Raw genomic sequence first — 833 nt, forward strand, 5'->3', positions numbered from 1 at the left:
TACAGCAATGGATTACAGGTTTGCCCAACTATATCAAGGTCTATCTGTCTATTTCAGTGTGCGAAAGTTGAGTTACTACTTTAACAAAATGTTCTTTAAAATCAGTGTATTCTTTTATGCCTGTAGAAGGATTTTTAAAATATTTTCGTTTTATCTCTAAGTAATCATTTTTTGCTGTTTCATTAGCTATCAGATAATCTCTGAAAATGATTAGATTGTTCCACAATTCCTTCTGAAAATCAACTAGATGGATATAATGTGTTTTCTCTTGATATGTATCATCCGTAAATTTTTCCAGTACAATTCCTCCCACTCTCTCTACTTTTAACCTCAGGAATCCTGTTTTATAAAATGATCTAAATAATGACTTGTCTGCCATACTCAAGTCATCAAGCTCAACCAACATGTCAATTATTCACTTTTACGGTATACCCTTGATTGCTGTACTTCCGATATGCTCGATACGATTTTCATCAAGACTTGTATTTTCAATTAATTCTTCCTTCACTTTATCAAATTCTGCATTCCATTCGGGTGTGTACTCTACAATTCTTACTTCATTCTGTTTTAAACCTAGTTTCATAAGACTCATCCCTACAATTATATTTGAGATCTATATAATTCAACTCCTCTATAGCCATGATACACCAGGCTTTTTTTAAAATATAGACTGATTCTTTTGAAATTATTATGCTATAATATATAGGAATTCGTTTGCTTATTAAAAATTAATTATCTTTTTAAAGACTGCCATAGTTGCAAATCGAGATAGGGGGAGGTGACTAACCTCCGTCCCTCTCACACCACCGTACATACGGTTCCGTATACGGCGG

Annotated in this window: 1 pseudogene; it reads right to left on the reverse strand. The window is 33.1% G+C overall.

The features are described 5' to 3' along the window. Positions 1-40 precede the first annotated feature (40 nt). Positions 41-592: pseudogene (locus ABD814_RS03105) on the reverse strand (GrpB family protein). Between the last annotated feature and the right edge of the window lie 241 nt (positions 593-833).

Source organism: Amphibacillus indicireducens, from assembly GCF_039539605.1.
GTDB classification, from domain to species: Bacteria; Bacillota; Bacilli; order Bacillales; family Amphibacillaceae; genus Amphibacillus; species Amphibacillus indicireducens.